This window comes from Mangrovimonas futianensis (genome assembly GCF_021245805.1).
Taxonomy (GTDB): Bacteria; Bacteroidota; Bacteroidia; order Flavobacteriales; family Flavobacteriaceae; genus Mangrovimonas; species Mangrovimonas futianensis.
The window spans coordinates 177,362-201,687 of the sequence record NZ_JAJJNF010000002.1 but is presented as its reverse complement, the minus strand read 5'-3'; the positions used below and the strand labels follow the sequence as shown (position 1 = coordinate 201,687).

Below are 24,326 nucleotides of genomic sequence, written 5' to 3'. Positions count from 1 at the left end.
GCACCTGATAAAGGCTATGAAATAGGCGTTTTTATAGGGACCATGTTGCCTTTTTTGGTTTTGGTCCTAGTAGCTTATCTTATTTATAGATACAACAAAAATCGCGTCGATAAATAATACGTTATGGGAGGAAATATGTTATTTCTGCTGTTGGCAGTCGTTTTAATTATTATTTATATCTACAATCGAAACAGAAGGCTGTAAGCAGTCTATCTGGTTTTTAACCAACCAGTGATACTCAACCTTCTTGTGTTGACTGGTTTGACCTCGTGTTCGATAATTTGGCTTTCAAAAATAACCATACGACCCGGGAAGGGGTAGATTACTTTTTCAGTTTCCTCGCCATTTTCATTGAGATAAAGTACCAATTCACCACCGTTTTCTGGCAACCAATTTTCGTTGTTTAAATAGCAAACAATGGATAGCTTTCTTCTGTCATCATTCTGAAAGGTGTCCAAGTGACGCTTGTAAAAAGTACCCGTAGGATAAACGGCATAGTGAAACTCCTTTTGTAAGATGCCCAAAAAGCAGGTTCTATTTAAATAGGAAATCAGGTTGTTTACCTTATCAAAGAACATGGTTTCTGGGGGAGTTGCCTGATTTTGGTCCAACCACATGATATGATCGCCCCTTATGGATTTAATGATGTTTTCATTAACCTTATTGCCAATAGCGGCCTTTTTAAAGGAGTCTTCTTTATAATTATCTAAAAGGGAATTACGAAGCGCATGCACTTCTTCTTCGGTAAAAAAGGTCTCAACAATACTATATTGTTGATGCATTAAATCAGATATAATCTGCTCATACTGCGGATTTTCAATAAAATCCAATTGCTCAAAAAGCTCTTCCATTGACTTCAATCACAAAAAGTGCGCAAATGTAATTTAAAAACCCATAGATTTTACAAATTCAATACCTTTGCAGTGAAATTTTTTTAGTGATGAGCCAAATAAGAATTACCAAGCAATTTTCCTTTGAAACAGGACATGCTTTATACGGGTACGATGGAAAATGTAAAAACGTTCATGGTCATAGTTACAAATTGGCGGTGACCGTCATTGGGCAGCCTATAGAAGATACTACCAATGTGAAATATGGAATGGTAATCGATTTTGGGGATTTAAAAAAAATCGTCAAGGAAGAAATCGTGAATGTCTTTGATCATGCTACCGTGTTTAATAAAAACACGCCACATGTGGAGTTGGCAAGGGAATTGGAGAGTCGTGGCCACAATGTATTGTTGGTAGATTACCAACCCACTTCCGAACGTATGGTCATAGATTTTTCAGAAAAAATAAAAAGCAGATTGCCAGAGAATATCCAATTGCACTCCTTAAGACTGCAGGAAACAGATTCCAGTTATGCCGAATGGTATGCAAGCGATAATTAATTAAATTTGATAAATTGAATTGTCGCAATTAGCCCGTCAAAAGGTACGCGCCATTTAGTATCGACTATATGAAAATCCCCGCCGGAAAGAAAATATATTTTGCTTCAGATAACCATTTAGGTGCTCCCACATACAAAGAGTCATTGCCTAGGGAGAAGAAGTTTGTGGCATGGTTGGATGAAGTCAAGAAGGATGCAGCCGCCATTTTTCTGTTGGGTGATTTGTTTGATTTTTGGTTTGAATACAAAACCGTTATTCCAAAGGGTTTTACCCGAACTTTAGGAAAGCTGGCTGAAATCACTGATTCAGGAATTCCTGTCTTTTTCTTTGTGGGCAACCACGATTTATGGATGAATGGGTATTTTGAAGAAGAACTGAACATTCCAGTCTATCACAAACCTCAAGAATTTGTTTTTAACAACAAGGTATTTTTAATTGGTCATGGTGACGGATTGGGCCCTGGGGACAAAGGATACAAACGAATGAAAAAAGTCTTTACCAATCCCTTTTGTAAATGGCTATTCAGATGGCTACATCCCGATTTGGGCGTTAAATTGGCAACCTACCTTTCGGTGGAAAACAAATTGATATCTGGAGAAGAAGATGCTAAATTTTTAGGGGAAGATAACGAGTGGTTGGTGCAATACTGTAAACGAAAACTGGAGACCAATGCCATTGATTATTTTGTATTTGGTCACCGGCACTTACCACTGGAAATAGACCTAGGAGGGAATTCCCAATACATCAATTTAGGAGACTGGATTGGCTATTATACCTATGGTGTTTTTGATGGGGAGAAGATGGAGTTAAAAACTTATTGACCTAACGGGAGTATTTAAAGCTTATAGCTTACTTTAAACATCATGATTCTAGGCATGATAAACGTTTTACTGTCAGATATTAGAAAGTTGGAGAAAGAATTACTTTGCTTAAATTTTGTATCAAATAAATTGGAAACGGATATTTCAAAACCCCAAGGGCTGTCTTCGGTTTGATAAAATAATGAGGTGTTGGCATTATCAAAGTGATTATTTATTTGGGCATCATTGTTTTTATAGACATCTAAATTATAGTCTGCTTTGAAAATAAAATCTTCTAAAAAATCGTATTCCATATAGACAAAAAAGGTGTCATTGGTAAATTTTGTGTCATTTCCTAGAGCCTTGTAATTATTAAAAGCTTTAGTATAGCCTATTTCTACATTTGGAAAATTCTTAAAAAATGTTTCAAGACTAACAGTTGATGAAAGGTTTTTAGACACATTCAAGTTGGTTTCATTGTTTAGGATCTGGTAAAAATCATTGTAAGCAAATCGACTTTTAAACTTGTATCGAATCTTATTTATTTTTTTTGAAATACCACCATTAATGGTCCATGTTTGTTCGGGTTGTTCAAATAAAATGGGTGTATTATATTGGTCAATACCTTGTAACTGGGTAATGGTTTTAAACTGTTTAACTTTCTTAGTGAAATTAACACCTGCATTTAGGTTCAATCCCTTAAATAAACTGAACTTATAGTAACTTAAAGCAAGCGAATGATACCGTTGGTCCTCTAAATTAGGATTTCCTTTAAAAACACTATTAAAACTGGACAAAATAAAATTACTGGCTAAGTAATCAACTGACGGAAAGCGTAAATTCAACTGATATTTAAAGTTGATCTTTTCACTATTATTAAACTCAATTTTCGTTGTAAATTGTGGTAGCAAAAGCCCTTTGTTTTTAGCACCTTCAAAGTCTTCCTGATAGGTGTTCCATAAATAAAATTGATAAAATACGGCAGGCTTAAATGTAGCAATCCCTATTTGAAATTTATATTCCAAACCAACAAAGGTGTTGACAAATTGGTATTTAAAATCATTACCAAAACCGGCAGACGAAAAATTATTGATACTACCATTTGATAATAGTTGCTCATCATTGGTAAAGAAATTATTAAATAGGGTATTCACCCCTACATTGCTATATAAATGATTAAAATTATTGAGCACCCAATAATCTTTTACAATGGCATTTGCAGTATGTGAGTTTACTTTTTTGGTTTGAAGAATATTATAAAACGTATCGTCTTCCAAAGGTATCAAACCTTGTAAAATTTGTTGGTTGGTTAGCCAATTGGTAATGGGTTTGTCATTTTGAAAGTTATAAGTGGCCTCTAGTGTAGCTGTATGGCTTTTAGACAGTTTTTTACTGTAGTTGATGTGTTGCTTAAAGTCAATATTTTTGATGTCCGTCTTGGTTTCTATACTGTTGTCTTGGTTTGGATTAATGGTATTTATCAACCCGTGGCTATCATTGTTACTAACCTTTATAAAGGTGTTATAGGCTAAATCTTCTTCAAAACTGGGTTCGTAATCCAATGTTATTTTACCGATGGTAAAAAAGGAGTTTATGTTATTGGTGCTGGTCCTATCTTCAACAAAAGGCATGTCATTGTTTAAATACGCATTGTTGGTTTCGTTCAGGGTTTCTGTTTTGGCACTATTGGTTATTACATACCCACTTACGTCAGTTACATTACTTAAGGATTGTCTTATGTTGGCAGCGCCAAATTGATTGGTGTTGGCTTTAAAATCTTGATTAATTAAGTATTTAGAAAAATCACTATTATATAGACTAAAATAACTTCCGGCATTTTCCAGTAGTTTACCATAACCACCTTCAAACTCTAAATAATCTCGAAATGTAAAACTCTTAACTCCCGTATTGTTTAGGTCGCCTATAAAATTAACCGTAGTTTCTGGGCTGTAATAAAACACATTAGGGTGTACGACATAGCGTTCTTTAACACCAGCTCCAGCCTCAACATCCCCAAAAACAAACTTTTTCTTGTCTTCCTTAAGCTTAATGTTCATAGCCAAGTCGTCACTATCTTCCAAACCTTTAAGCATAGCAACCTCACTGTAATTATCCAACATCTCTATTTTATCTACAGCATCTGCCGGAATATTGTTTACGGCCAACTTACTATTGCCCGTAAAAAAGGTTTTGTCTTCTACCAATACCTTCGTAACTTTTTTTCCATTTACGGTAACATTACCGTCTCGATCTACTTCTATGCCAGGGAGCTTTTTTAAGACATCACGTAGTTTACGTTCCTCGCCAGTAACAAATTTATCGGTTAGATAAATGATGGTGTCTTGTTTTACTGTTACAGGAGGGGTGTAGTTAAGGTTAACCTCATCCAGTTGGTTGGGATCTTCTTTTAAAATAAAATTTTGGGTTAAGTCACTTTGTTTGGTAACTAAGTTTATAGTTTGAGAAAGATAACCTAAATAGCTAACCGTTACCTCATAGCTTTGGTTGGATTCTAGTTTTAATTCATAAAGCCCTTTTTTATTGGTAATTGCAAAACTAAGAGCAGCATTTTCGGCCTCTGGTATCGCTAAAATATTCGCATACTCTAAAGGGGTTTGTAAACTGTCCTTAACAGTACCAGTAACTGTAACATTTTGGGCGAATACTATAGTTGAAAACAAACCCAATAAAACTATTAATAAAAAACATCTCATGCATTTGTTTTCTTATTAATCTCGGCCATAGCTCTCTTTTAACTGTTGAAAGCTGTTACCTGTTTGTCTTTCATGTTCTTCTTTAGAAATGGTTTCTGCACCTGGCCATGATATTTCTATAGTTTTTTTAGGGTTTAGCATAATTTTTTTGGCTATAAAATGGACTGCGTTATCTTCAAATTCTAAAATTAAGCCAGGTAAATTCCCGACAAACTGTTTAGGGCCAAAAGCGACAGGAATTTGCGGTGTATACCAAACTGTAACTAATGCTTTACTAGACGGTAGTTGTTTGTAGCTGGTGGCTTTATAACATACATAATTACCTATATTTTTTGTTTCTTTAGAGAGAGTCCAATCAGTATCAATAGAACTTTTTATATAAAGTTCTTTGCCAGAATTATCTTTTAAAACCTGAAAGCTTTTGATAAGGTTAGTATAATATTCGCCTTTAACAACCATCCTTTCAGCAATAAATTGTAGGCGTTCGTCTTTATCAAGAACCATATTGTTTATTAATTCAAATTTTGATAAATGGTTGTTAAACAGTAATTGACATTCAAAACTTGAAGCGATTTTAGTAGCTTGCTGGAATAATTTAAGGCCTTTATGATTTGGTTCATTTTCAAATTTTTTTGCCATTAAGCTAAAAAAGGGGTCTAAACTTACACTGTAGACCACCCTGCCATTTGTATTTTGAGCAGTTAAGACAACTGTTATAAAAAAGAGAAAAAAACTATATAAAAATTTGAGATTCATGATATGTCAGTTTGAAGTTAATAAAGCCATATTGCTGAAATTAAATTGCAATATGGCTTTGGATGTTAATTACTCCCCAATTTCTTCTATGCCCATGCAATCATTATAAACAGCATTAAATACCATTCCAGCAAGAAAGCTGTCTTGAAAAATCTCGTAGTTGGCACCTGCAGCATCGAATGCCTGATCCTCGCATGATTTTTCCTTTATCATTACTTTGGCATTAATATGGCCAAACATAAAAAGTGTTAATAAAACACTGCTAATTACTTTCTTCATAATTTCTAAACTTTTGGTTGGCCAAATCATTGTGTAGCCAACTGGTTAAACAAATTGTATTGTTGAAGCCTAAAATTTAGAAGCCTTTTGTTTGAAGCCAATAAAGGTTGAAGCCTTTGGCGCTATTAGTTTTAAGGGAGAAAAAAAACTAGCGCTAGTTAGGTTGTACAACTTGTCTCTCCATGATATTGTAAACGGCTTCAAATGTTTACGTTATCAAATCGAGACGATCAAACCTACAAAAAAAAAAAAGTTAACTGTACAACTTTTTTTACAAAAAACAGGTATTTCATCGAAAAGTTGGGGTTTCCATTACGGTTTTTCCCGTAATGTATAATAATTGAATTACAGGATGTTATAATTTATGGGGTGTCTTCCTCCTCATGCGCTTCCATATCCTTGGTTAAATCCAATCGTCTAAAGGAAGGTGAGACCAAACCAGTGGTGATTACGGTTAATAAAGTCATGGTGCCTCCAAAAACGACTGCAGTGACGGTTCCCATAAGTTTTGCTGTTAGACCACTTTCAAACGCTCCTAATTCATTGGAGGAGCCCACAAAAATAGAGTTCACCGAAGAGACGCGTCCGCGCATGTGGTCAGGTGTTTTGAGCTGTAAAATGGTTTGCCGAATCACCACCGAAACACCATCAAACACACCACTAAAGAATAAAGCGGCCAAGGAGATCCAAAAGTATTGGGACAAACCAAAAACAATAATACTTACCCCAAATCCAAACACGGCTCCAAGCAACTTAAATCCAGCTTTTTTGCTTAAAGGTATGTAAGCGGTTACCAACATGGTAAGCAAAGAGCCTACTGCGGGTGCTGCCCGCAAAACGCCAAACCCTTGGGAGCCTACTTTTAGAATGTCTTGGGCAAAAACCGGCAATAAGGCCACGGCACCTCCAAACAAAACAGCAATCATATCTAAGGTGATGGCTCCTAAAATGGCTTGGTTTCCAAACACAAATTGAATGCCTTCTTTCAAACTTTTTCCTACCGATTCCCCAATTTTAGGATTGAGAATGGGCTTTTTGGAAATATTAAATAACGCAGCCAGCGCTAAGACTACGCAACCAAAAATAAAAAGCATGGTCCAATGAACCCCTATCCAGTGAATGGAAAACCCAGCTAGGGCAGGTCCCATTACGGCAGCCATTTGCCAGGTAGAGCTACTCCAAGTGGCCGCATTAGGGTAAAGTTTTTTGGGAACAATCAAAGCCACTAGGGAGAATACCGTAGGGCCAATGAAAGCGCGAACAAAGCCACCAAGAAATACCAAAAAGTAAATGGCATACAGGATGAGCTTGGAGTTCCAGTCGGCCACAATCTGATCCCAGGTTAAAAGGAATAGGGCAAAACTGATACATGAAAACGCTACAATACACTTGATGAGTAGATTCCGTTTTTCATTCTGATCGACAAAATGGCCCGCATAAAGCGCCATTAAAACCGCGGGTACAACTTCCATCAATCCGATGATACCCAATGAAAAGGGATCTTTGGTCATGGAATACACTTCCCACTCAATCACAATAAATTGCATGGACCAGGCAAAAACCAATGCAAACCTGACAATAAGGAATATATTGAACTCTTTTATACGAAGTGAAGCGTATGGGTCTTTTTTGGCCATTTGGTTTTGGGAATTGGAAACTCAAATGTACAATTAGAAATTGGGTTTAGGAATTCTATTAGAAGTAAATTAAGAGGCTATAAGTTTAAATTCTACCCGTCTGTTTTGCTCCCGTCCAGCATCCGTTTTATTACTTGCTTTGGGCTTGGAGCTCCCAAAACCAAACCATTTAATTCTCTGCGAATCCAAACCTTTTTGAATCAAATAGTCTGATACGGCTTTGGCGCGTTGTTCAGATAGCTCTTGGTTTCTTTCAGATGTTCCCACGTCATCTGTATGACCATAAATCTCTACAGACAGTTTGGGATGTTTTTTTAAATGCTCGTAAAGGGCATTCAATTCGTCTTTGGATTTTGGAAGGAGGATGGATTTATCAAATTCGAAAAGAACATTTTTTAAGGTGTAGACTGTTTGTTCTTCAAAGGTTACTAAAAACTTTTTTATAGGTTTTTCAATCTGTTTTATCGGTTTTGGATGAAGGAGCTTTATCTCGACATCATCAATGTAGTAATATCCCATGGGCTTCAATTCATTGCTTTCAAGCTTTTCCACATCAGCATTCAAATTGCTTTCAAAATTGCCAATAAGAAAATAGGTCTCAAACCCTTTGGCTTTGTAAGTGGTTTTTATTTCTACCCATTGGGTTTTATCATTTACATACCCCTTATTAAAAATAGGTCTGTAACTAACATTACTTGATTTTTCTGCAATCCTTTTAGCATTGATGGCTCTATCATAATTAATGTTACTCAATTGATGGTCTAAAAAATAAACCCCAAAATGTTTAATGGCTCTGTTGGATAGTTCTGCGAGACTGACATAAAATGAGATCTGATACGTGCTGTCTTTTTCTAAAGTGGTGGCCAAGGTTCCTTGAATGTATTCGCGGTAATTTCCATAGGCAAATCCATAAAAACCAGCATAGCCCTTTCCTGTTCTCGCTTTTTGGTACCCGTTGAAATTTTTGTAACCTACTATCTGACTACACTCATTAAAATAATCGGGTGTCCCACCTGTTGGGCGCAACCAATGGTTTACACCATTGCCTCCTTCTTTGAGGCTGATATAGCCAATGCTTTCTGGGCAGTTTTTATGATCTTCAAAGCTGGGATTTAAAACCAAGTTTTGAGCATAAAGTCCGGAGCAAAATAGAAAAAGAAAGAAAAATCTCATAACAAGCGGAACGAAAAAACGACTCACTTATTTTATGTCCCTTAATTTTAATTGCAAGGAAGTCTGTCCGTTCCAGTGGTTTTCATCTACCGAATAGACTGCTTTAAAGGTTTTTGGTTTTTCGATAAGAGGTAACTTCTCACCCAATCCAAAGCCTATGGCCACGAAGGAGTCGCTGTCATTTTGTTTGACAGTAATTCTGAGGTGCGTGCCATCTCCCACACATTTACCATAACCTGTATCTTGCAGGTCTTCTGTCATAAAAATGGGAGTCATGTTACCTGGACCAAAGGGTGCAAATTGTTTTAGAATGCGGTAAAACTTAGGGGTGATTTCACTTAAAGGAATCTGGGCGTCAATTTTAATTTCAGGGGTTAAAAGGGTTTTGTCAATGGTGTTTGAAACCACATCTTCAAAAGCTTGTTTAAAGGCTTCGTAGTTTTCTTCTTTAAGCGTTAACCCAGCAGCATACTTATGTCCGCCAAATTGCTCAATGTGATCGCTACAGGCTTCTAAAGCATTATAAACATCAAACCCACTCACCGATCGAGCCGATGCTGCAAGCTTATCACCGCTTTTTGTAAACACCAGAGTGGGTCTGTAGTAGGTTTCGGTTAAACGGGAGGCGACAATGCCAATAACTCCTTTATGCCAAGAATCTTGATATACGACCGTTGTGTAGCGTTCTATTTCGTTTTTCTCCAGAATTTGCTCCAGCGCTTCCTCTGTAATACGGCTGTCTTCTTCTTTTCTATCAGAATTATAGGTTTCAATAGCCTTTGCAAATTCTACAGCTTTTGAATAATCTGTTTCTGTCAATAATTCCACGGCATGATTGCCATGTTTCATACGTCCAGCCGCATTGATACGAGGTGCAATAATAAACACCACATCGGTGATGGTCAATTGGTCTTTTTTTACTTGAGCAATAATGGCTTCAAATCCCGGTCTGGGTTGGGTGTTGATCACCTGCAAACCAAAATAGGCCAAGACTCTATTCTCTCCTGTAATAGGGACAATATCAGCGCCTATGGCAGTAGCTACTAAATCGAGATATTCGGTAAGATCTTCTGGCGTTTCTCCCTGTTTGGAAGCCAAGGCCTGAATCAATTTAAAACCGACACCACATCCGCATAATTCTTTGTAAGGATAATTGCAATCTTCTCGTTTGGGATCCAAAACAGCCAAGGCTTTTGGAAGGTCTTTACCAGGCCTGTGGTGGTCGCAAATAATAAAATCGATGTCTTTTTCTTGGGCGTAAGAAACTTTATCTATTGCCTTGATCCCGCAATCCAGAGCAATGATGAGACTGAATTCGTTATCATGGGCAAAGTCAATGCCTTTAAAAGAAACCCCATAGCCTTCATCATACCTATCAGGAATATAGGTAGCCACCAAATCAGTCCGGGTCCTTAAATAGGTGCTCATTAGTGAAACGGCCGTTGTGCCGTCAACGTCATAATCACCATAAACCAAAATTCGTTCGCCATTGGTTAGAGCTGTTTCAATACGTTCAACAGCTCGATCCATATCCTGCATTAAAAACGGATCATGTAAATCATCCAAACTTGGACGAAAGAAGGTTTTGGCTTCTTCAAAGGTTTCAATACCGCGTTGAACCAGCAAACTCGCAACTGCACTTTCCACCTGTAAATCGTTGGAAAGGGTAGCTACTTTTTCTGGTTGAGGTTTGGGTTTGATGGTCCAACGCATGGGCAATTATTCTTTGACTCTGATATAACTTGAATAAATCTCTTGATCGTTTTTTAAAACAACCACTTTGTAATATTGGTTCTTAGGAAGATACGATAAATTTAAATCAATTGGTCCAGATTTAAAATTTGGATAATGATGTTCTTCAAATACTTGGTCCTCCTTTTCTCTATCAACAATTTTAATGGTCACTTTTCCAACTGTATTTGAAAAGTAATCAATGCTTACTGGGCCATATGTATTTCTAGGAAAAGCCGTCACCTTTTCAGCTTTATCCATATGATACGTCTTGGTTAAATCGACTTTAAAGTTATAAACGATATCATTTCCAAAATCGGAATTGAAGTGTTTAATAGCCTGTCCCTGTAAATCCTCAAATCTAATTTCTCCTCTGCCAGCCGTATCATGGTACCAAAAATCAAGACCATCACCTACACTATCGGTCAATTTAAATTGATAGAGACCTTCTTTTAGTCGGATGGTATCCCGATACACTTTATTGGGTTTGATTTCGGTGGTATCTTTTACAAAAATAGACTGCCCTTCAGCATTTGTGAAACCATAGATGTTTTCACTTTGTTTTTGGTTGGTTTTATAATAAACAATAAACTCTTTTGGGAGGTAGTCAGGACGTTTGTACTCGGTCTCCAAAGAATTGTCATGAGAAAAAGCATCCTTTTCCCCATTGGGTTTACTTAAACGGATTTGAAACATAGCAGTTTCCTCATCTGTAAAAATGATTTCAGGGAGTTTCAGTTCCTGTGTTTCGGCAAATGCTAAATGACCGTTCCATTGGTAGGTTTTTTGAGTTTCACCATTCAAACCATACTGAATGTCTAAGCTCTCCAATGTTTTAGAACCATTATTTTTTATTTTGATAATGGGATAGCCCAAAGTAGGATTTCGTCTGCTGTTCACATCCGATCCTGAAGGTTCGATGACCTCCAAAAGGGTTATATCGTTTTGATTGTTGGGAGCTTCATATTCAATCACATAGGCCGTGATGACTTCATCTGCGCTAGGGTCTTCGGTTTCATAAGGTTCCATGTTGATGTCCATCACAAAAGGTTGCCCTTTTTCTATGGGTAGCACCATTTCATCGGGTTGCAGCAAATATCCGGGACACCAATTGGCCCGATCAAAAATCCAAGTGCCAGCTTGGGGATATAAAGGGTTGCTGCCGCAGCTCGTCCAAACATCTTTATGATCTATTAATTTATCATTTACTAACACCTCTCGATATTTACTGCAAAACTCACCGCAACCATTGGCGTCCATACCATGTCCGGTATGCAGAATTTTAATTTTAGCAACGCTCGTTTTTTTATGAAGTTTGATATTTTGAGGAGTTAGGTGGCTTTCAATGGGGTTGTTTTTATCTCCATATCGAAACTTGCCATCATACACTTTATGGATGGCTAAAGGATGAGCAACAGGTTCTCCAAAAGTGATTTCAAAATCAACAGTAATCTTCCAGCCTCGTTGTTTGTTGTCTTCATAACCCGTATGAATGTATTCCACTTCAATATCATCTCTAAGTAACATGCTGAAATCAGTGACATCCAATTGCCATTTGAAGCTCCAGTCCTTTTGATAAAAGGCACCATAAGGTGTCAGCATCCTGGCAATTTCATAAACGGTGGTGTCTTTTTTGGAACGGATGTTAATCTTGTCGGCATAATCCCAGTGGGCGCAGTTGATGGAATCAGGACACTCAAAAGTTAAGTTTAAAATGATGCTCCTGATATCTTGTTTTTTACTAGGAAATTTCACCCAATGTTTATAACTGTTTTCTCCTTTGGAAGGGTCTGTGACTATGACTTCCTGATTATGGGAAATGACATGGGATATATTTTGGGCCAATAGAAAATGGGTGCCTCCAAGAATGAGGAAGCACCCTATTAAAATTCTTAATTTCATAGTTAGTGATTGTGGTAATGGATAGCAATCTTTACTTCAGCAAATTGACGGAACATTTCCATGACGCCACAATATCTTTCAACTGATAAATCTACCGCCTTTTTAATTTTCTTTTTATCCAATTCGCTTCCGTGAAAGTGATATTCTACCAACACTTTATTGTAGTATTTTGGGTGTTCTTCGGTAAGTTCTCCATGTACATCTATTTTGAACTTGGTATATTCAACTCTCATTTTTTTAAGCAGAGACACCACATCCAAGCCAGAACACCCTGCTAATGACGACAGCATCAAAGCTTTTGGGCGCAGGCCTTCACTTTGTCCACCATGTTCTGGAGAGGCTTCTATAAAAAAGGTGTTGCCACTAGGGTTGTTTGATTCGAATAGCATCCCTGATTCCCATTGAGTTGTCACTAAATCTGTCATCTAAATAAAATTTTTTGTTACTTGAAGTTTCAAAAATACCACTTAAAAATCTAAAAAAGAACAATTATGCCGTTAGTTACACCCTTACCAGCAGACCATGATTTAGAAACCAAAGAATTGGCTAATTTCTTTAATGAAACCTTGGGCTTTTGTCCTAATTCTGTGTTGACTATGCAGCATAGACCCGCCATTTCAAAAGCTTTTATAAACCTTAACAAAGCCGTTATGGCCAATGAAGGGAGGGTTACTTCTGCTCTAAAGCGAATGATTGCCTGGGTAAGTAGTAATGCTACGGGTTGTAGGTACTGTCAAGCCCATGCCATAAGGGCGGCAGAACGCTATGGAGCCGAACAAGAACAACTGGATAACATTTGGGATTACAGGACGCATCCTGCTTTTAGTGAAGCAGAGCGAGTGGCATTGGATTTTAGTTTGGCGGCCTCCCAGGTACCCAATGGGATGACCAGCGATATAAAAACTAGACTATATGAGTACTGGAACGAAGGGGAGATTGTAGAAATGTTAGGTGTAATTTCTTTATTTGGTTATCTAAACCGGTGGAATGATAGTATGGCGACAACAATTGAACAAGGTGCTGTAGCAAGCGGAGAACAATATCTAGGGAAGCATGGTTGGGAGAAAGGGAAGCATCTATAATTAATTTGATGTTGAGCTGTTTATAACTAACATAACCTAACTAAATTCTTATGAAAACACTTCTTTTGACACTTTGTTTCGTTTTAATGACTCCCAAATTGGAGGTGGCTAAAGACCCTATAATAGGCACTTGGAAAATGACCAAATTGGTTTGGGAATATGAAGATGGCACTATAAAAGACAGGGCGCTGGGAAAGCATACCTTTCATAAAACCTTTACCTACTACGGAGATGGAACCCTTGTCTTTAGGGAATACCTTTACAATGAGGACACTGATCGTTTTGATTTACCCGGAAATGAGATAACAAAAGGTACTTGGGTTAAAAGAGAAGGACAAGAATATCAAAGGGAAATGAAACGGTATTATGGAGACAAAATATCATCTACCTACCCTAATTCTCCCAAGGTCTTTGTGTTTTCTGAGGACCAAAACTCCATGGAGATAATCACCGATTTTGAAAAAGACGGAATCGTATTTGAAGGAGATAATAAACCTGTTAAGGAAGTGGCCTATTTTGTAAGATTGCGGTAAGCAACAAATCGAAATACCTCTTCACCAATAGAAATAATGGTAAAAGTGTATTTATGTTCGAATAACAAGTTAAGTGCCTTAGAAATGAAACACTTGGAGCAAAAAATAAAATTTATAATTATCTCATTTTTAATGCTTGGTTTTAGCCTGAAAGTTTGTTCACAAGAGGTTATTGACTTTAAAATAAAAACAAGTGAAAACGCCACTGAGAGAAAAGAAATGCTTGACCTTCTAAGAATTGAAGTCAAACAGGATATTAACCAAGAAGTATTGTTTAAAGTAAATCATTTTAAACTATTGGGAAATTATGCGTGGTTCAAAGGAGATGCAATTGAAAGGAATGGAAAAGAGTTGATTTTTCCGGATAATTCTTATGATTGTTGTCATGTAGAAGGACTGTTTATGAATAAAAACAATAAATGGGAGTTAATCGAAATTGGACTTTTCTCAACAGATTGCTGGCAATGTGGTCTAGCTAAAAGATATCCTAAGATTCCTAATATAATTTTTTCAGAAGAAGCCCTTTAAAAAAGTTTACTCAATAGCATCTATATCCACGATGTATTCAAATGTCTTTATAAATTATCACTTTTTCCCAGCTACCACTACAACTATTTCTCCCTTTGGTGGGTGGGCAGTATAATGTTCCAGGACTTCCTTGGCAGTACCACGAACGGTTTCTTCATACAGTTTAGTAAGTTCGCGAGATACCGATACCTGGCGGTCTTCACCAAAGTACTCACAAAAGTGACCTAAGGTTTTAAGAAGTTTATGCGGACTCTCATAAAAAATCATGGTTCTGGGTTCTTCGGCAAGCAAGGTCAAGCGGGTTTGCCTCCCTTTTTTAACAGGTAAAAAGCCTTCAAATACAAACTTGTCGTTCGGTAAGCCACTATTTACCAAAGCAGGCACAAAGGCAGTAGCCCCAGGCAAACATTCTACTTCTATGTTGTTTTCTATAGCGGCACGGGTCAATAAAAACCCAGGGTCAGAAATGGCTGGGGTGCCGGCATCACTTATCAAGGCAATAGATGAACCGCCTTTAAGGCGTTCTATTAAGCGCTCTAGCGTTTTATGTTCGTTGTGCATGTGGTGTGACTGGGAGGGCGTTGTAACCTCAAAATGCTTGAGCAATTTACCAGAAGTTCTGGTGTCTTCGGCAAGAATCAAATCGACCTCCTTTAAGACCTCAATGGCTCTAAAGGTCATGTCTTTTAAATTTCCAATGGGAGTAGGAACAATATAGAGTTTGCTCATTTTGTAAGGTTGAATGTTCAAATTTACAATCTTTTAGGGTATCTTAACGCAACCAAAAAAGGAATTTGACGTCTACTATAAAACCAACTTATGCTTCAAAGGATCTTACTATTCTGTTTCTTCCTGTTCAGTATGCCGTTTATTTTTTCACAGACCACAGATTTATCAGTCTCGGTTGCGGCACAAAATTTGGAAGGAAGTGATGTGTCGCAGGTCCATATTTTTGAAGATTTTCAATATGTTGTTACCATAAGTAATTCTGGAGGGGCTGTAAGCAACGCCACCTTTTCTATTGACTTGAGTGATACGGTAACTGTGGAATCTTATTTGTCACAAAATAATGTTGGAGGAGCTAGTTTAGCAACCGATTTTAATTTGGGAGGAAGTAATGTGCTAACAGGAACAGTTCCTAGTTTGCCAAATAATTCAAGCGTAGAAATCAAATTAATGGTTACAGCACCTTCGTACTTGGGTGGAATTGCTATCGCTGCGGAAATTATAGCTCCTAGTGGCACAACCGATATCAATGAAGGAAATAACCAGTCCATTATTTCTATGAACGTGGTGGATGTACCTATAGATTTTACTGTAACTAATACCCAAATAAATCCCTCTCCAGGAACAGGCATAAGTACTTGGGGGGAAACAGTAACTTACCAATTTACCATAACAAACAACAGTATCATAGACTACCCTTTGAGTAGTTTTTCTGGTATAATGACCCTTAATACCCCTTTAATTTATGGAAGTCCTATTATTGCTTTTGAATCGATAGAGTGTATTGGGGCTACGAATGGGATGGCTTGTATAGATCTTTCTGGTGTATCGGGATCCACGGCGCAAGTCAATTCGGTTGAAACAATTTTTACAATGGGAACATCCAATGTATTTACTGCCGGAGGGTCCTTGACTTTTGAGGTGCAATACCAAATTACTGGGGCATCTTGCGCATTTGAATTACAACCCATTGAGGTAGGAAGTTCCATCCAATTATTATTGAATCATGAAAACGAGTCGTCAAATTTTTCCAACACCATTCCTTTAACCTTGTTGGAAAGTGAGGTATGTAACGTAACAGATATTTGTATAGACACCGTTCAAATTAATCCGGATATTTCAGAGTCTTTGGATTGGGGAGAGGAAATCACCTTTACCACGACAGTTTGTAATGATGGCCCTTTGGATGCTTACGTCGCTTTTTTTCTTCAAAATTTAACGCCATTTGTAGAGTGGGAGATTGTATCATTGGAATGTACTGATACAACGGGAAACCTTAGTTGTTCAGATGTAACCTTGACTCAAAATGATATTTTTTGGACGAGCGAGAACTTTTTGATGCCGGCAAACACTACGATTACCATCACCAGCACACTTATTTTTATAGAACCAGAATGTTCTGTAGATGGTGAAGATATTCAAGTTCATTTAAGGAGTGGCACCAATATCTTACAGAGTGATTTATTTGATTCAAACAATGAAAATAGCGCCCAAAGTGATTACTTAAGCTTTCCGGCAGCTCCATTATGTCCCTCTGAGGATATTTACATAACTAAATCACAAATAGATCCTGCATTACCCATAGGGAGTGATGAGAATAATACAGCTGATTGGGGGGAAATCACCTATGAAATTACCGCTTTTAATAATTCGGAAGTGGATGTTCCCATTGCCTTAGAGGATTATATAATAGGTGCAGGGGGTAACGATCTTACAGGTACGCTGGTATCGGTAGCTTGTGTTTCCACAACAGGCACTGCTAGTTGTTTACCCCTTGATCACGTCTATGTTGGAGAGGTTTTTGACGGAATTCCAAATAATAATGAAAATGATGTTTTATGGGAAATTTTAGCGGAAGATAACTGGATACTACCAGGTGAAAGTTCGGTTACTTTTCAGGTTGTTGTCGATTGGTATCCCGGTTGCTCGGGAATACCCATGTATGTTGAGAACCATGCAACAATTGAATTTTTTAACGATCAGGTTATTGATAGCAATGAGGATAATAATGAGGCTTCTGCAAAGACCTATTTAGCTCCTTGTGTGGATTTGGTAGTCCAGACCTTTCCAGAGTATCCACAGGTTAATGTCAATCAGCAGTTTGACTGGATTATAGATATTTCAAATAGTAGTTCCAGTTATAATGCCATTAATATTGATTTTGAAAACATTTTAGGAGATGAATTCACCATAAATGGGACGCCAACATGTAATGTGACCAATGGAAACGCAGCTTGTATTTCCAATTTACAAATTAACGGTAATACACTTACTGGATTGATATCATTCATGGAACCCAATGCTACTATCAGAATAGTTATACCGGTTTTGGCGCCAAATTTTGGAGGCGCTTTTACCAATACGGTTTCTGCAATTCCAAATCAAGATGATAATGAAGAGTTGAGTCCAGAAACCAATACATCCATCAGTAATGTGCAAGTAATTGCTCCATTTTTAGTGAAGTCCTTTGATCCAGATATGATCTATGAGGGGCAGCAAACTACCTTGACATTTACAATAAATAACACCTCTACCAGTCCGCAACAAACGGGTATTGCGTTTGTGGATAATCTTCCCACTGGAATGGTACTAAATGAGCCTCCCACTTGGGTCATGGCCAATGGGGCCACAGGTGATTTTGTTGGTGATATAGGCGATACGTTTGTGGGAATTACCAACTTGAGTATCCCACAAGGTATTTCGAATTGTACATTTTCAGTAGAGATAACAGCTAATGAGGCGGGGAGTTTGGTCAATTCATATACTAATTTTAGTGACCTCGTGAATATTGATGCAACCCAAACCTTTGCAGAGCTTACTGTTTTAGAGGATACTACAGATGTCGATATCGCTGTAATCAAATCAGTTGAACCAAGTGAAAGTTCACTCGGTGAAAGTGTTGTGTTTACCATCCAAGTCACAAATAATGGTTCTTCTACAGGGAATAATATAGAAATAACCGAGATGCTTCCTGCCAGTTTTGTGGTGGATAACTATGAGGTGAGTGCGGGTATTTTTGATATAACGACTTACATTTGGAGTCTTTCCAGTTTGGCGCCCCAGCAAACAGAAACGTTAACCCTGGAAACTACCATCGTTTCATCTTCAGAGCTTACTAATGTGGCTTCCTTAACAGGGCTTCTGGAAACAGATAGGGATGAGACCAACAATACCGATGAGGCATCGATAACCTTGGACAATTGTTTGGAGATACCTCAGGCGTTTACTCCCAATAATGATGGATTCAATGATTATTTTGTGATTCCGTGTCTTCAGGATTATGGTTCCAATAACATCCGAATCTTTAACAGATATGGCACCACCGTTTTCAAAACAGAGAATTATGACAATAACTGGAATGGAAAACCAAACCAAGGAATCTTGCATGACCCCAAAACCCTTTTACCAGTAGGAACCTATTACTATGTATTAGAGATTGATGCTTTGGATAAACCCGTGGTTGGGTGGGTGTATTTGACGTATTAATTAAATTTACGCTCTATAATTTCCATAAATCGTTCCTCAAATTCTTCTTTTCCTGCCCAATTATTATGATCTGGTTTGATCATGTTTTGGATAAGATTTTCTGCATCTTCAAAATCGTCCAGAGTGTTAATTTGAGAGATGACACGATCATAATCTTGTGAGTTACCACCAAACAGATGCTTGATAAAGGCCAGTTTATCGTTTAAGCCTATGGTGAAACCACCACGTTTAATATGGTCGTTTAGAGATTTTTTTCCGTTGCCTTGTTTGGAGAGCGGCTCAAAAACGGGTGTTTCTTTAAAGTCCGCCGTTATTTCGTCAAAATCGTTTTTGTGGTATTTGGGTTGATTTGGGATGGCTTTTTCAAACAGCTCATCTACCTGTTGAGATTCTTGAGGCATGTGAGCTACCATATCCTTGATTTTTTCAATGGCAGGTTCCATAATTTCCTCATGCTCATTATCATCCAAATTAATGTAGATTTTATCATCAATTTCAATGTTGTCGCTAATATTGTGATTGAATGCTATATTAATGAGGTCAAAAAATGAAGAATCACTTTCTATGGTAGGTAAATCTTCTTGAAAATTGTCTCTAGCAAATTTTAAAACCGTAAGTTTTTCATACAGCGCCGCTACTTCACGATGCATTTTGTCAATATCATCCTTTCCTTTTAATTTAAGGATTCTATGGGCAATGCTCATCAATTCAGCTTCCAACTTCTTCTTCATAACTTTTAAGATTTAATCCAATATATGCTTTTGTTTTTTAATAAATTTACGCCACCTTTATACAGAACGAGTCATCACCCTGATTTAGTGTTAAAATTACAAAATGTTTCTCGAAAATACGGTAAATCATAAAGAACAATTTGGTTGGATTGAAGTGATATGTGGATCTATGTTCTCGGGTAAGACCGAAGAATTGATCCGTAGATTGAAGCGCGCCCAGTTTGCCAGACAGAAGGTTGAAATTTTCAAACCGGCTATAGACGTACGTTATGATGAGGATAAGGTGGTGTCTCATGACTCCAATGAGATAAGGTCTACACCTGTACCCGCTGCAGCCAATATTCCCATTTTGGCAGATGGTTGTGATGTGGTAGGGATCGATGAGGCCCAGTTTTTTGATGATGAGATTGTAAGGGTTTGTAATGATCTTGCTAATAAGGGGGTACGCGTGATAGTAGCTGGCTTGGATATGGATTTTAAAGGCAATCCATTCGGACCCATGCCGCATCTTATGGCAACTGCTGAGTATGTTACTAAAGTGCATGCCATTTGTACGAGAACAGGAAACTTGGCCCAATATAGTTACCGTAAATCAAAGAGTGACGATTTGGTTTTGTTGGGAGAGGTTGATGAGTACGAGCCTTTGAGTAGGGCTGCCTTTTACAAAGCTATGTTGCGTGACAAAGTAAGGAACATGAAGGTAAATGATCCTGAAGTGGTTATTAATAAATCTAAAGAAGACCATGCCGAAGACCAAGGAGACCCTATTGGAGATTAACCTGAATTCTCTAGCTCATAACTTCCAATATTTAAAATCCCAAATTTCAAATAACACCAAGTTTCTGGCTGTAGTAAAAGCCTTTGCTTATGGTAGTGATGCGGCTGCAATTGCTGGTGAACTTGAGAAATTAGGAGCTGATTATTTTGCGGTGGCCTATTCCTATGAGGGAGCTGCCTTGAGGGATTCTGGTATAACAAAACCTATTTTGGTATTGCATCCCCAGCCAATTCATTTTAATACTATTATAGAGAGATGTTTGGAACCGAATCTCTATAGTTTTAAAGTACTTGAGGCGTTTATTAAAACAGCTGAAGAAGGCAATCAAATAGATTATCCCATTCATATTAAATTCAATACAGGTTTAAATAGACTGGGATTTAATGGGCAAGATGTTCCAGAAATCATTCAAATTTTAAAGGCTACAAAAGCTGTGAAAGTACGATCCATATTATCCCATTTGGGTGCTAGTGAAGATCTGAATGAAAAGGAATTTACAGGAAAGCAAATTAATTTGTTTAAAAGCATAGCAGAAACTTTTGAGAGCCAATTAGGAAGCAAAGTCCTTAAGCATATGTGCAATACTTCTGGTATTTTAAACTATCCGGAAGCGCATTTTGATATGGTAAGAAGTGGTATCGGTTTATATGGCTTTGGGAATTCGGAATTGCAGAATAAACATTTCAGGCCAATAGCTACATTAAAATCGGTGATCTCTCAAATCCATCAATTAAACGAAGGGGATAGCTTGGGGTATAACAGAGGGTTGATTGTAGAGAAGCCTACGAGGACTGCTACTATTCCAGTAGGTCATGCAGATGGTATCAGCAGACAGTATGGAAAAGGAAAAGGTTATGTGATGATTAATGGTCAAAAGGCATATATTTCTGGGAATGTTTGTATGGACATGATCATGGTGGATGTTACCGATATTGACTGTGAAGAAGGTGATGAAGTTATGGTTTTTGGAATGGCTTCAACTGCCGATCAATTGGCACAAAGAGCAGGCACCATTTCCTATGAGTTGTTAACCGCTATATCACAGCGCGTTAAAAGAAAGATTATCTCATAATTTTTGTTTTAGGGATTGGTTTTTTTCTATTTTCGTACTAGTTCTAACTATTAATCAATATTATTATGTTAAAAGAGTTTAAAGAATTTGCCATGAAAGGCAATTTGGTGGATATCGCCGTCGCGTTTGTAATGGGTGCTGCTTTTAATAGTGTTGTTACTTCATTTACTGGAGGTATCGTTTCCCCACTAATTGGTTTGATTTTCAAAACCGATTTCAAGGACTTAAAGTACGTTGTAGAAGAGGGTACTTTAAATGAAGCCGGTGAAAAGGTAGGAGAAGTGGCTGTTATGTACGGTGAGTTTTTGACCAACTTGTTGGATTTCATCATTGTAGCCTTTGTAATGTTTATGATTGTTAAGGCTGTTAATGCAATGAAAAAGAAGGAAGAGCCAGCTCCAGAAGCGCCAAAAGGTCCAACTGAAACAGAATTGTTGGTAGAAATAAGAGATTTATTAAAGAAATAATTATTCGCTACACTATATATTCTAAACCTAAAACCACCCAATACGGGTGGTTCTTTTTTGTAATTAAAATTCATGGAAATTTGAATATTAATTACTTTTGTAGCTTATTAAATTTTTAAATCATGAAAATAGCAGTTGTAGGCGCCACAGGTATGGTTGGCGAGGTGATGTTGAAAGTTTTGGAAGAAAGAAACTTTCCAGTATCTGAATTAATTCCAGTAGCATCGGAAAGAAGTGTAGGGAAAAAGGTGACCTTTAAGGATAAGGAGTTCACTATTGTTGGTTTGGAGACTGCTGTGAAGTTAAAACCTGAAATCGCTATTTTTTCGGCAGGTGGAGGAACCTCATTAGAATGGGCTCCTAAGTTTGCTGAAGTTGGAACTACGGTTGTAGACAATTCATCAGCATGGAGAATGGATCCTACCAAAAAACTAGTAGTTCCAGAAATCAATGCCAAAGTTTTAACAAAGGAAGATAAAATTATTGCCAATCCTAATTGCTCAACCATTCAATTGGTGATGGCATTGGCACCATTACATGACAAATACAGAATGAAGCGTGTGGTAGTTTCAACCTACCAATCGGTTTCTGGTACAGGTGTAAAGGCGGTCAATCAAATGGAGAATGAAGTAAAAGGTGTGGAAGGCGAAATGGCTTATCCTTACCCTATCTTTAAAAATGCGCTTCCTCATTGTGATGTGTTTGAAGATAATGGATACACTAAAGAAGAGATGAAATTGGCGCGTGAGCCTCAAAAGATTCTTGATGATAAAACGTTTTCAGTTTCTGCGACAGCAGTTAGAATTCCAACGGCTGGTGGGCACAGTGAATCTGTGAATGTGGAGTTTGAAAATGATTTTGACTTGGCTGATGTAAGAACTTTGCTAAGTGAAACTCCAGGTGTCATCGTTCAGGATAATCCGGGAGCTAACTCCTATCCAATGCCTATTTATGCGCACAATAAGGATGAGGTGTTTGTAGGAAGAATTAGAAGGGATGAAACACAACCCAATACGTTGAACATGTGGATTGTGGCTGATAACTTAAGAAAAGGAGCAGCTACCAATGCAGTTCAAATTGCTGAATATCTAGTAGAAAAGGAATTGGTATAATCACTTCCAAAAATATAATACATGTGAAAACCATCTTCTTTAAGGTGGTTTTTTATTTTCACCTCATATATTAATTAATCGTTGCTCGGTTATGAATAGATTGTCAATAGGGGAGAAAAGTAGGCAAACAAAAACCTGCCATATGAACCACTTAAATTTCATAAAGGCAGGTCTGTAAAATCGATTAATAGCATTCCAAATGTCGCTATTAATTTTAAACCAGACATTAAAAATCTTTCAATAGCATGAAAATCTGATAAATTGCTTAGATGTGTATTTTATTGGGATTAACTGTATTTCACCTTTCTTAGAATTCTCATGGCGTCTTTGTATAAGGTGTATATTTCCTCATTGTATGCCTTTAGGTAAGGTCTAATTTCAATGAGTTTGTCAATAGCATCATGAAATAGATTAAAATAACAAAGGAGGTAGGTGATTGGTAAGTTTTTGAGGTCGTGTTCCTCATGGTTGCTTAAACTCATTCCTTTTTTTAATTTCTCCAGAAGGTTATTGTTTGTATTATAAATATGATAGAGTACCCTTTTGTCATATTGTGGTGGTTGGAACAATAAATCGGTTTTAATGTGGTAGGTAGCATTGTTTTTAAACTCAATTGTGGTTTCTTCAAGTGGGTAATATTTATAGGAATTCTGAAGTCCCAAACGAACATACTCAATAATCTTAAATGTGTTTTCGTCATATTTAATAGAAACCTCGTCTAGATTGGAATAAAAAAGTCTAACCTGCTCGTTAATTAACTTGATATCCACCCGGGAGAAAAACACTTCCTCTTTAACCACTTTCTTCAGGCCAGCCCAACATACCACGAAGTACTCCTTAAAGACCTTGTATTGGGGCGAAAAATCTTTTCGGGTATTCATGAAATCAAAGACGCCATCCAGAGTGTGTTCTATGTTGTTTTGGGCATGCCTTTCAATATCAGCAACAATACTGGAATTGTTATCCTTGATTTCGATATCAAATACTTTGGGCATACTCATACTGCCATCCCTAAAGAAAACGGACCCTCCATAGTACTTCCAGATATTCTTTCTAAGGGAAGTTATCTTGTTGTCCCCTTTAGCTCTAATGGTTACCAAACCCACTACTTTGTCGTCTGGCAAATGAGGAAACGGAATGTTTTCATATTGTACGATAGGGGGATTGGTCAAATAGGCATTGATTAAGTTTTGAATTTTACTATCATCAAAAAAATCAGTCCCTACAATTTGATTGTCTTCGTCCTCAACTCCAATAACAATAAAGGAATTGTTGTTAGGGTTGCTGTTGGAGAGGGCACAAATATGCTTTAAGAATTTGGCTTTCCCTTCTTTGTGCGAAATATCAATTCGACGCTTTTTGTCATAAAAACTGTTCTCATCATTATGAGCCAATAAGTTTTTAATGAGCAAGCGTTTGTTAATCATGA

The 24,326-nt window shown here is 37.4% G+C and carries 22 protein-coding genes; 10 read left to right on the top strand and 12 right to left on the bottom strand.

Features of this window, described 5'->3' with window-relative positions:
- Positions 1-209: 209 nt before the first annotated feature.
- Positions 210-851 carry a 2OG-Fe(II) oxygenase gene (locus LOK78_RS03680; protein ID WP_232633729.1) on the bottom strand — a complete coding sequence of 214 codons (642 nt, stop codon included), beginning with the start codon at positions 849-851 and terminating at the stop codon, positions 210-212.
- Positions 852-940: 89 nt separating this feature from the next.
- Here LOK78_RS03680 and LOK78_RS03675 point away from each other — a divergent pair, with 89 nt between their 5' ends.
- Positions 941-1,390, top strand: a complete 450-nt coding sequence (locus tag LOK78_RS03675; RefSeq protein WP_053970890.1) for a 6-pyruvoyl trahydropterin synthase family protein — start codon at positions 941-943, stop codon at positions 1,388-1,390.
- 68 nt (positions 1,391-1,458) lie between these two features.
- Positions 1,459-2,211 (top strand): UDP-2,3-diacylglucosamine diphosphatase, encoded by a 753-nt coding sequence (locus LOK78_RS03670; protein WP_232393724.1) that lies wholly within the window; start codon positions 1,459-1,461, stop codon positions 2,209-2,211.
- A gap of 14 nt (positions 2,212-2,225) precedes the next feature.
- Here LOK78_RS03670 and LOK78_RS03665 read toward each other — a convergent pair whose 3' ends face one another.
- The 8 genes from LOK78_RS03665 to LOK78_RS03630 all read right to left on the bottom strand — a co-directional run bounded on the left by LOK78_RS03665 (position 2,226) and on the right by LOK78_RS03630 (position 12,807).
- Entirely contained in the window at positions 2,226-4,904 is a 2,679-nt protein-coding gene (locus LOK78_RS03665) for a carboxypeptidase-like regulatory domain-containing protein (protein WP_232633727.1), read from the bottom strand.
- Positions 4,905-4,919: 15 nt separating this feature from the next.
- Entirely contained in the window at positions 4,920-5,660 is a 741-nt protein-coding gene (locus tag LOK78_RS03660) for a GLPGLI family protein (protein ID WP_232393726.1), read from the bottom strand.
- A gap of 69 nt (positions 5,661-5,729) precedes the next feature.
- A complete protein-coding gene (locus tag LOK78_RS03655) occupies positions 5,730-5,939 on the bottom strand; it encodes a hypothetical protein (RefSeq protein ID WP_232633725.1) in 210 nt (69 codons plus the stop codon).
- 362 nt (positions 5,940-6,301) lie between these two features.
- Positions 6,302-7,576 carry an MFS transporter gene (locus LOK78_RS03650; RefSeq protein WP_232633723.1) on the bottom strand — a complete coding sequence of 425 codons (1,275 nt, stop codon included), beginning with the start codon at positions 7,574-7,576 and terminating at the stop codon, positions 6,302-6,304.
- A gap of 69 nt (positions 7,577-7,645) precedes the next feature.
- Positions 7,646-8,749 (bottom strand): OmpA family protein, encoded by a 1,104-nt coding sequence (locus LOK78_RS03645; RefSeq protein ID WP_232633720.1) that lies wholly within the window; start codon positions 8,747-8,749, stop codon positions 7,646-7,648.
- A gap of 27 nt (positions 8,750-8,776) precedes the next feature.
- The gene (recJ, locus tag LOK78_RS03640; protein ID WP_232633718.1) at positions 8,777-10,462 is read right to left on the bottom strand and encodes a single-stranded-DNA-specific exonuclease RecJ; all 1,686 of its coding nucleotides are present in this window, start codon (positions 10,460-10,462) and stop codon (positions 8,777-8,779) included.
- A gap of 6 nt (positions 10,463-10,468) precedes the next feature.
- Positions 10,469-12,382: a peptide-N-glycosidase F-related protein gene (locus LOK78_RS03635; RefSeq protein ID WP_232633716.1), complete on the bottom strand. Its 1,914-nt coding sequence runs from the start codon at positions 12,380-12,382 to the stop codon at positions 10,469-10,471.
- A 2-nt stretch (positions 12,383-12,384) separates the two neighbouring features.
- Positions 12,385-12,807 carry an OsmC family protein gene (locus LOK78_RS03630; protein WP_232633714.1) on the bottom strand — a complete coding sequence of 141 codons (423 nt, stop codon included), beginning with the start codon at positions 12,805-12,807 and terminating at the stop codon, positions 12,385-12,387.
- A gap of 66 nt (positions 12,808-12,873) precedes the next feature.
- Here LOK78_RS03630 and LOK78_RS03625 point away from each other — a divergent pair, with 66 nt between their 5' ends.
- The 3 genes from LOK78_RS03625 to LOK78_RS03615 all read left to right on the top strand — a co-directional run bounded on the left by LOK78_RS03625 (position 12,874) and on the right by LOK78_RS03615 (position 14,525).
- Complete coding sequence (locus LOK78_RS03625) at positions 12,874-13,464, top strand: carboxymuconolactone decarboxylase family protein (protein ID WP_232633712.1); 591 nt, start codon at positions 12,874-12,876, stop codon at positions 13,462-13,464.
- A 50-nt stretch (positions 13,465-13,514) separates the two neighbouring features.
- Positions 13,515-13,997 (top strand): hypothetical protein, encoded by a 483-nt coding sequence (locus tag LOK78_RS03620; protein WP_232633710.1) that lies wholly within the window; start codon positions 13,515-13,517, stop codon positions 13,995-13,997.
- Positions 13,998-14,081: 84 nt separating this feature from the next.
- Positions 14,082-14,525: a hypothetical protein gene (locus tag LOK78_RS03615; protein ID WP_232633708.1), complete on the top strand. Its 444-nt coding sequence runs from the start codon at positions 14,082-14,084 to the stop codon at positions 14,523-14,525.
- Positions 14,526-14,582: 57 nt separating this feature from the next.
- On the opposite strand, the gene rsmI is transcribed toward LOK78_RS03615, so the two are convergent.
- On the bottom strand, positions 14,583-15,254 hold the full coding sequence (rsmI, locus tag LOK78_RS03610; protein ID WP_232633706.1) for a 16S rRNA (cytidine(1402)-2'-O)-methyltransferase: 672 nt from the start codon (positions 15,252-15,254) through the stop codon (positions 14,583-14,585).
- A 90-nt stretch (positions 15,255-15,344) separates the two neighbouring features.
- Here rsmI and LOK78_RS03605 point away from each other — a divergent pair, with 90 nt between their 5' ends.
- Positions 15,345-18,737: a DUF7933 domain-containing protein gene (locus LOK78_RS03605; protein WP_232633704.1), complete on the top strand. Its 3,393-nt coding sequence runs from the start codon at positions 15,345-15,347 to the stop codon at positions 18,735-18,737.
- Here LOK78_RS03605 and LOK78_RS03600 read toward each other — a convergent pair.
- Positions 18,734-19,468: a DUF8457 domain-containing protein gene (locus tag LOK78_RS03600; protein ID WP_166956969.1), complete on the bottom strand. Its 735-nt coding sequence runs from the start codon at positions 19,466-19,468 to the stop codon at positions 18,734-18,736. The genes LOK78_RS03605 and LOK78_RS03600 overlap by 4 nt on opposite strands.
- Positions 19,469-19,571: 103 nt before the next feature.
- Here LOK78_RS03600 and LOK78_RS03595 point away from each other — a divergent pair, with 103 nt between their 5' ends.
- The 4 genes from LOK78_RS03595 (at position 19,572) to LOK78_RS03580 (ending at position 22,897) form a co-directional block, all read left to right on the top strand.
- Positions 19,572-20,246: a thymidine kinase gene (locus LOK78_RS03595; RefSeq protein ID WP_053970906.1), complete on the top strand. Its 675-nt coding sequence runs from the start codon at positions 19,572-19,574 to the stop codon at positions 20,244-20,246.
- Positions 20,212-21,318, top strand: a complete 1,107-nt coding sequence (alr, locus tag LOK78_RS03590) for an alanine racemase (RefSeq protein ID WP_232633703.1) — start codon at positions 20,212-20,214, stop codon at positions 21,316-21,318. Before LOK78_RS03595 ends, alr begins: the two co-directional genes overlap by 35 nt.
- A 65-nt stretch (positions 21,319-21,383) precedes the next feature.
- Positions 21,384-21,785: a large-conductance mechanosensitive channel protein MscL gene (mscL, locus tag LOK78_RS03585; protein ID WP_053970908.1), complete on the top strand. Its 402-nt coding sequence runs from the start codon at positions 21,384-21,386 to the stop codon at positions 21,783-21,785.
- A gap of 122 nt (positions 21,786-21,907) precedes the next feature.
- Positions 21,908-22,897 (top strand): aspartate-semialdehyde dehydrogenase, encoded by a 990-nt coding sequence (locus LOK78_RS03580; protein ID WP_232633702.1) that lies wholly within the window; start codon positions 21,908-21,910, stop codon positions 22,895-22,897.
- A 287-nt stretch (positions 22,898-23,184) separates the two neighbouring features.
- On the opposite strand, the gene LOK78_RS03575 is transcribed toward LOK78_RS03580, so the two are convergent.
- A complete protein-coding gene (locus LOK78_RS03575) occupies positions 23,185-24,324 on the bottom strand; it encodes an ATP-binding protein (RefSeq protein WP_166956973.1) in 1,140 nt (379 codons plus the stop codon).
- Positions 24,325-24,326 lie beyond the last annotated feature (2 nt).